General features: G+C 66.7%; 8 protein-coding genes. 2 read left to right on the forward strand and 6 right to left on the reverse strand.

Features of this window, described 5'->3' with window-relative positions; genetic code table 11:
* Positions 1-565: TetR/AcrR family transcriptional regulator (locus E1263_RS41185; protein WP_132177716.1), on the reverse strand; the 565-nt coding region annotated here is incomplete at its 3' end.
* Positions 566-617: 52 nt separating this feature from the next.
* Here E1263_RS41185 and E1263_RS41190 point away from each other — a divergent pair.
* Positions 618-1,595, forward strand: coding sequence for an alpha/beta fold hydrolase (locus tag E1263_RS41190; protein WP_132177718.1), 978 nt, complete (start codon positions 618-620; stop codon positions 1,593-1,595).
* A gap of 47 nt (positions 1,596-1,642) precedes the next feature.
* Here E1263_RS41190 and E1263_RS41195 read toward each other — a convergent pair whose 3' ends face one another.
* Genes E1263_RS41195 through E1263_RS41215 form a run of 5 tightly spaced genes read right to left on the reverse strand, consistent with a single transcriptional unit; the run spans position 1,643 to position 6,079 of the window.
* Positions 1,643-1,837, reverse strand: a complete 195-nt coding sequence (locus tag E1263_RS41195; RefSeq protein ID WP_132177720.1) for a ferredoxin — start codon at positions 1,835-1,837, stop codon at positions 1,643-1,645.
* A gap of 19 nt (positions 1,838-1,856) precedes the next feature.
* Complete coding sequence (locus E1263_RS41200; RefSeq protein WP_132177722.1) at positions 1,857-3,068, reverse strand: cytochrome P450; 1,212 nt, start codon at positions 3,066-3,068, stop codon at positions 1,857-1,859.
* Between the two features lie 25 nt (positions 3,069-3,093).
* Positions 3,094-4,245 (reverse strand): NAD(P)/FAD-dependent oxidoreductase, encoded by a 1,152-nt coding sequence (locus tag E1263_RS41205; RefSeq protein WP_132177724.1) that lies wholly within the window; start codon positions 4,243-4,245, stop codon positions 3,094-3,096.
* Positions 4,242-4,883 carry a TetR/AcrR family transcriptional regulator gene (locus E1263_RS41210; protein WP_420323410.1) on the reverse strand — a complete coding sequence of 214 codons (642 nt, stop codon included), beginning with the start codon at positions 4,881-4,883 and terminating at the stop codon, positions 4,242-4,244. Before E1263_RS41210 ends, E1263_RS41205 begins: the two co-directional genes overlap by 4 nt.
* Before the next feature lie 5 nt (positions 4,884-4,888).
* Positions 4,889-6,079, reverse strand: coding sequence for a cytochrome P450 (locus E1263_RS41215; protein WP_132177726.1), 1,191 nt, complete (start codon positions 6,077-6,079; stop codon positions 4,889-4,891).
* Positions 6,080-6,201: 122 nt separating this feature from the next.
* Between E1263_RS41215 and E1263_RS41220 the strand changes: the two genes are divergently transcribed.
* A partial coding sequence (locus E1263_RS41220) for an MFS transporter (RefSeq protein WP_132177728.1) occupies positions 6,202-7,604 on the forward strand: 1,403 nt, incomplete at its 3' end.

Raw genomic sequence — 7,604 nt, forward strand, 5'->3', positions numbered from 1 at the left:
GATCGACCTCCGCACCGTCGCCCTCGTGATCGGCGGCGGTGTCGTAGGTGGGGTCGGTGAGGGATTCGGCGACGATGGCGTCGAGGCCGCCGCCGATCACGAGGGCGACGGTGCGGAGGTCGATCGGCGCGGTGCGGCCTTGGGCGGCACGGGCGGTCGCGATGAGGTTGGCGAGCGGGGTCCAGCGGGCGGCCGATCGTTCTGCGGTTCGGGCGTCCTGGCCGGCGGCGGTCAGGGCCTCGATCAACATCCTTGTATGGCGGGGGTTCGTGCGGAGGTGGCCGATCATGCTGCGGATGTAGGCGGCCGGGGCATCGGCGGGCTCGGCGGCATCGACCGCCGTACCGACTTCGGTGACGATGGCCGTCAGAACGTGGTTCTGGGCCGCCTCCACGAGCGCGTTCTTCGACGGGAAGTGGTAGAGGACGGCGGCCTTGGTGATGCCGGCCCGCTCGGCGATCCGGGCCAGTGAGGTCCCGGGGTAGCCGTGCTCGGCGACGAGCTCGACGGTGACGTCGATCAGCTGGGCACGGCGCGCCTGCTCGGTGAAGGTGGGTTCCCGCATGGCCCCAACTTACCGTATGGTCTGATTACCTACCAAGTGGTTAGGAGACTCCATGACCAAGCCCAAAGGCCGTCGCCGGCTACTGATCGCCCTCGGGGTGGTCGGCTCGATGGTGGTCGCTGCCGCGCTCGTTCTGCGCTCGCCGTCCCCGGTCGGCCACTGGAACAGCGCGGACGGCTACGAGGACTACCTGGCGAAGTACGACCAGGCGATGCGGGACATGCCGAAGCCCGCCGAGACGCTCGACATCCGCACCGACTACGGCGTCGTCCGCGTTTACCGCTTCGTCGGCGCACAATCGAAGCAGCGCCCGATCGTGCTGATTCCCGGCACCATGTCCGGTACACCGGTCTGGGAAGACAACCTGCCGTCCCTGCTCGAACTCGGGGACGTCTACGCGCTGGATCTACTCGGTGAGCCCGGCCTGAGTATCCAGAACCGGCCGATCACCTCCGACGATGACAAGGCCGCCTGGCTGGACCAGACCCTGGCCGCGCTCCCCGGCGGTAAGTTTCACGTGGTCGGAATGTCGATCGGTGGCTGGACCGCGGTGAATCTCGCCATCCGGCGTCCGGAGCATGTCGCGACACTGACCACGCTCGACGCAGCGCCGTACGTCTACGACGGACTCCCGTTCCAGGTCGTCATCCGCTCACTCCCGGCATCGGTGAAGTGGTTGCCCCGATCGTGGCGCGACAGCTTCAGCTCCTGGACCGCGGGCGGTGCTTCGATCGAGCACGTCCCAGTCGCGGAGATGATCGAAGCCGGGATGAAGAACTACACGATCCGCCAGGCGCAACCCGGCCGGATCACCGAGGACCAACTGGGCGGGCTCACGATGCCGGTGCTCGCGATCATCGCCGGCAAGTCAGTCATGCACAACCCGGACAAAGCGCGCGCAACCGCCGAACGCGCCTTGAAGGACAAGACGGTCAAGTTCTACCCGGAGGCCTCGCACGCCATCAACGGCGAGTACCCCGACGAGCTTGCGGCCGACATCGGCACCTTCCTCGCCGCCCACCCCGGCTGAACTGCCGGGGCGGGGGCGCGGGGCGGTCGCCCCCGACTCGGCTGGTGTCAGTCCTCGACGACGATGGCCAGGGCGGGGCACACGGCGGCGGCCTGGTGGACGTCGGCGGCGAGGGACTCCGGCGGGTTTTCGGTGAGGAGGACGACGATGCCGTCTTCGTCGCGCTGGTCGAACACGTCCATGGCAGCGGTGACACATTGACCGGACGCGACACACTTGTCCTGGTCGACAATGACCTTCATAGCAATGCCTGCTTTCTGATTACCAGGTGACCGGAAGGTTGTAGACGCCGTACACGCCGCCGTCGTGCTTGAACGGGATCTCGTCCAGCTCGACAGCCCGGCGCAGCGTCGGGATCCGGCGGTAGAGGGTGCCGTAGACGACCTGCAGCTCCATCCGCGCCAATGGTTGCCCAAGGCACTGATGAACGCCGAAGCCGAACGCGATGTGCCGGCGCGCATCGCGGGTGATGTCGAGCGCGTCCGGATCCTCGAACATCTCCGGGTCCCGGTTGGCGATGTCGTTGGGGAAGATCAGCCCCTCGCCGGCCTTCAGGATCTGCCCGTCGAACTCGATGTCCGCAAGGATCGCGCGGCGGCGGCCCTGGTGAGTGATGGTCAGGTAGCGCAGCAGTTCCTCGACGGCGCTGGAGATCAGCTTCGGATCGTCGGTGTCGCGCAGCTTGGCCAGCTGGTCCGGGTGCTCGAGCAGTGCAAGGGTGCCGAGGGCAATCATGTTCGCGGTCGTCTCGTGCCCGGCAATCAGCAGCAGCACACCGATTCCGGCCGCATCCTTGCGGCTCAGCTCGCCAGCCTTCACCCGCTCGGCCAGCCCGGACAGGAGGTCGTCCTTCGGGTTCTCGAGCTTGTCACCCATCAGCTCATGCAGGTAGCCGCCGATGTTGCCGCGCGCCTTGGTCCGCTCCTCGATCGAGGCGCTGGTCCGCAGCAGGATGCTGCTGTTCTTCTGGAAGAAGTCGTGGTCCTCGTACGGAACACCGAGCAGCTGGCAGATCACCAGCGACGGGATCGGCAACGCGAACGCCTGCACCAGATCGACCGGCTTCGGCCCTGCCAGCAGCTCGTCGATCAGGTCGTCGACGATCTGCTGCACCTGCGGGCGCATCGCCTCGACCCGCTTGATCATGAACGGCGCGGTCACCATCCGGCGCATCCGTGCATGCTCGGGATCGTCCATCAGGATGAAGCCGATCCCGGTGTCGTCGTCCTGACGCGGCAGGATCCGGTTGCCGGCCGGATAACCCGGCTTGTAGACATCCGAGCTGACGCGCGGATCCCCGATCAGCCGGCGCTGATCGTCGTACCGGGTGACCATCCAGGCGGTCTGGCCGAAGACCTCCACCTTCGTCAGCGGCGCCTCCTCCTGCAGCTCGCGCAGCTTCGGCGGCGGATCGAACGGGCATCCGGCCGCACGGGCCATCGGATACTCCGGAGCTTGATGAGTTGCTGTCATCGCGTTCCCCTTCCCCAGATGAGGATCACCCGTGCACCAGGTGTTCCCGGTGCAGGCGAGTTTGTTTGGGCATGTTCCAGCCGAGTACGGCGACTGTGCGGCCGTCGCGGCGGTAGTGGGTGACGAACCGGCGTTCGTCGAGGGCGCCCTCGGCCACCACGATCTCGGCGTTGGCGGTCGGGATGCCGTGGACCTGGATCTTGGTGGCGAACTGGTCGGTCCAGAAGTACGGAATCGGTGTGTACGAACGGTTTTCGCCGAGGATGTTCGCAGCGACACAGGCGGCTTGCTCGGTGGCGTTGGTCCGATTCTCCAAGCGCAGCAAGGCATCCAGCCCGTCATGCTGCCACCGCGCGACATCACCAGCGGCGTAGATTCCCTCTGCCGCCCGGCATTGCGCGTCACAGACAATCCCATTGTCGAGAGTCAGCCCACTATCGTTGAGCCACTCAGTCGCCGGAGTCGCGCCCAGCGCCACTACGACAACGTCCGCCGGCAGGACTTCCCCATTAGCCAGCTGTACGCCGGTCACGCGGCCAGTCGCCGAGGTGAGCCCACTGACCGCCGTACCTAGTCGTAGTTCGACGCCCTCGGCCGTGTGCAGATCAGCCAGCAGCCCACTCACGATTGTCCCGAACTGACTCTCGAGCGGAGCAGCCTGCGGGCCGGCCATGGTCACTGCGCAGCCAAGTTTGCGAGCAGTAGCAGCAATCTCGGCCCCCAGCACACCGTCCCCCACGACAACTACTCGCGGAGAATCGGTGAGGTCGCGGCGCAACGCGTCGGCATCGCCCAGGGTCCGAAGCACGTGCACTCCAGCGAGACCCTCTTGGCCTGGCAAGCGGCGTGCGCGGAGGCCGGTGGCGATGACGATTGAGTCGGCCGACAGCTCGCGACCTGACTCAGTGCTCACCACTCGTCGGTTCACGTCGAGCGCTGCGGCCGGGTCGCCGAGGACGAAGTTGGCGTCCAGTTTGGCGAGCATCTCCTCCGGGCGTAGCCGGGTGCGGAGCTCGTCCCAGTCGCCGCAGAGGTACTGCTTCGAGAGCGGCGGCCGGTCGTAGGGGAGGTAGGTCTCGGCACCGAGCACGGTGATCGGGTCCTGATATCCCTGCCTACGCAGGGCTTCCAGCGTCGACAGCCCCGCTGCCGACGCACCCACAATCAGGACACTCATTGTGTCACCGGCGCAGTCCAGATCCCGACGATGCCGTCGATCAGGCCGGTCGCCATGTCGTGCCAACTGGTCCGCGCGGTCGCTCGACCTTCGGCCAGGTCACGTTCGTAGTCGGCGAGCATCTGGACGATCATGATGCGGGCCATCGCGCCGCGCTCCATCCGCACCGGCATCGACTGCTCACCGATGCACTCGTTGAGGGCGTCGATGATCTGCAGCATCGACGGCGGAATCAGGAGCTCGTCGTAGATCTCCTCGCGCAGCGCAGGATCGGTCATCAGCTGGGCGTTGAACCGAGCCATCCAGGTCGGCACACCCATCGACGCCAGGTAGTCGGTCGACGGACGAACCAGGCACTCGACCCAGTCCCGAAGCTCGCGACTCCCCTGAGCCGCCACGACCATTTCGGCACGACGCTCCTCGATCGCCGCCGAATGCCTGCGCAGGACGGCCCGGATCAGATCGGTCTTGGTCCCGAAGTGATAGCCGACCGCGGTGTTGTTGCCCTGGCCGGCCGCTTCGCTGATCTGCCGATTGGACACCTCGTGGATCCCGCGCTCGGCGAACATCCGCTCCGCCGTGTCCAGGATCAGCTCGCGAGTCGCCGACGTACGGTCGGTTCGAGCCACTTTGGCCATCATCATCACCAGCGCACCGGAACCTTCTGCAGACCGCCGACCAGCAGACCCTCCACCGGGGGCAACTCCGCCACCGGTACGGCGAGTTCCAGCGTCGGCAGGCGTCGCAGAAGAACCTCCAGGACGACCTGCAGTTCGGTCCGGGCCAGCGACTGGCCAACACACGAGTGCGGCCCGACGCCGAAGGAGATGTGCAGATTCGGACTGCGCGACAGGTCGAGCTCGGCTGCATCGGGGAACACCGACTCGTCGCGGTTCGCCGAACCCAGGCTGAGGATGGCCGTCGTACCGGCGGTCAGGGTGCCACCCGGGAGCTCGACATCCTCATCCAGGTAGCGCGTCAGGCCGAAGCCGGCGTTGGCGTCGTACCGCAGGGTTTCCTCGACCGCGGTGCGGACCAGCTCGGGATCGGCGAGCAACTGCTCCCAGTGCGAACGATCGGCGAGCAGCATCGCCATCATCTTGCCGATCATGTTCGTCGTGGTCTCGTGCCCGGCGATCAGCAGACCCTTGCCGGTGGCAACGAGTGCATCGTTGGGCAGGTACTCACCGGCGGCGTCGGCGCGGGTGATCAGGTCGCTGAGCAGGTCGTCGCCGGGGGCGCCGCGCTTCACATCGACGTGACCGGCCATGTATTCGGTGAACTCCGTCTGAGCGGCGTCCACCTCCTCCTGGGTGTAGCGGCTGACGCTCAGGAAGGTGTCGGACCAGTGCGAGAACCGGTCGCGGTCCTCGTTCGGCACGCCGAGCAGATCGCAGATCACCCAGACCGGGAGCGGGTAACCGAAGCTCGCGCGCAGGTCGGCCGGTTGACCCTGCGCGACCATCTCGTCGACGAGTTGCTCGGCCATCGCCTCGATCCGCGGCCGCAGGACGGCCATCCGCTTCGCGGTGAACCACTTCGTCAGCATCCGCCGCCAGCGCTGGTGACCTTCGCCAAGGCGCGGGACGGCTGACTCTTGCTGGTCCAGCATCGAAACCCGGGCCGCGCCCTCCTCGCTCGAGGTCCGCGCGAAGCGGGGATCGGACATCAGCTGCCGAATGTCGTCGTACCGGGTCAGCAAGGTTGCCTGGTCGCCGCTGGGCAACCGGACGTGGGCCACCGGGCATTGCTGCCGCAGCTCCGCCCACTCCTCCGGGGGTTCGATGGCCGCAATGGGCGCCAATGGATAGTCGATCGCGTCACGTTCGGTCACGAGACATCACCTCCGCGTTGATCTCCTTCCACTTTGCCTCGCTATCTTGTTTAAGTCAACTGCCTGACTTAGCCTTTGGTTGCGGAAACCAACTATTTATTCGTCCCCTCGGAGGCACCCCGATGTCCGCTGTCCCTGCGGCTCCCCCTGTGCGCGCCGGCGCCGTCGTACCGGTCCTTGCATCGGCCGGCATCACGGTCGCCCTGATGCAGACCCTGGTCATCCCGGTCATCCCCGAGCTGCCGCGACTGCTGAATGCGTCGGCCGGCTCGACCGCCTGGGCCATCACCGCCACGCTGCTCGCGGCCGCTGTCGCAACGCCGATCATGGGGCGGCTCGGCGACATGTACGGCAAGCGCCGGATGCTGCTGATCAGCATCGGCATCCTGATCGCCGGCTCGATCGTCGCCGCGCTCAGCAACTCGCTGATCCCGCTCGTCGTCGGCCGCGCTCTCCAGGGCTTCGCGGCCGGCGTGATTCCCCTGGGAATCAGCATCATGCGTGACGAACTACCCTCCGAACGCCTCGGTACGGCGACCGCCCAGATGAGCGCATCTCTCGGCGTCGGCGGGGCTCTCGGGCTGCCCGCCGCGGCCTTGCTGGCCGAGAACATCAGCTGGCACGCACTGTTCTGGGTATCGGCCGGACTCGGCGTGATCATCTTCGGGCTGGTCGTGCGGTTCGTGCCTGAGTCCGCGGTGCGTTCGGGTGGACGCTTCGACGTACTGGGCGGTGTGGGCCTGTCGATCGGCCTGGTTTCGTTGCTGCTGGCAATCTCTCAGGGCGGCGACTGGGGCTGGGCGAGCGCTCCGACACTGGGCCTGTTCGCGCTTGCGGTCGTCACAATCCTCGTGTGGGGCTGGTGGGAACGCCGTACCAGCGAGCCTCTAGTCGACCTGCGCACCACCGCGCGGCCGCAGGTGTTGCTGACGAACCTGGCGTCGATGGTCTTCGGGTTCGCGATGTTCGCAATGTCGCTCGTGGTGCCGCAACTACTACAGATGCCGAAGGCAACGGGTTTCGGGCTCGGCCAGTCGATGCTCGCATCCGGCCTAGTGATGGGCCCGTCCGGCCTGATCATGCTGGTGACCGCGCCCTTGTCGGCAAAGATCTCTGCCGCCCGCGGACCCAAACTCACCCTGATGCTCGGCGCCATCGTGGTCGCCGCCGGCTATGGCGTGGGCAGCATCTTCATGGGATCGGTCTGGGAGATTGTGCTTGTCTCACTGCTCATCGGCGCCGGCATCGGCCTCGCCTACGGCGCGATGCCGGCCCTGATCATGTCCGCGGTCCCGGTCTCGGAAACCGCCGCAGCCAACAGCTTCAACACCCTGATGCGCTCCATCGGCACCTCGGTCTCCAGCGCCGTGGCCGGCGTCATCCTCGCCCAACTCACCATCAACTTCGGCACCTACACCCTGCCGTCGGAGAACGGCTTCCGCCTAGTCCTCATCATCGGCGCCGCCGCAGCCCTGGTCGCCCTGGCGATCGCCGCCTGCATCCCCACCCGCCCCAAAGACACCGC

The sequence above is a fragment of the Kribbella antibiotica genome (assembly GCF_004349055.1).
Taxonomy (GTDB): domain Bacteria; phylum Actinomycetota; class Actinomycetes; order Propionibacteriales; family Kribbellaceae; genus Kribbella; species Kribbella antibiotica.